Source organism: Neisseria sp. P0014.S009 (assembly GCF_051958155.1).
Classification (GTDB): Bacteria; Pseudomonadota; Gammaproteobacteria; order Burkholderiales; family Neisseriaceae; genus Neisseria; species Neisseria flavescens_C.
Map to the genome: position 1 here is coordinate 1 of NZ_JBQCVS010000258.1, position 237 is coordinate 237.

Sequence of the window (237 nt, forward strand, 5' to 3'; positions counted from 1 at the left end):
CACCATTCCAGCATAGCGCTCTCAATCACGGTCGCAGAAATTTCATATTCAGTGCCACAATCTTTTACCGTTTGATCCGTTGATAATGGTGTTTCTGTCAAAAAGCCACCTGTTTTTTTATCAATACGGAAAGTTAAACGAATCTTTCTACCAGAGCTAAAGCCAAATTTTTGGCTTTCAACATAAGCTTTTAGATTAAATTTCGGACGTTCAAATTGCATTGTGCTGACATTCACT

The 237-nt window shown here is 37.6% G+C and carries 1 protein-coding gene; it reads right to left on the minus strand.

What is annotated here, in order from left to right; all coding sequences use genetic code 11:
* Positions 1–221, minus strand: a 221-nt coding sequence (locus ACTHS4_RS12570; protein WP_440366053.1) for a hypothetical protein, incomplete at its 3' end; no start/stop codon positions are given.
* Positions 222–237: the final 16 nt, after the last annotated feature.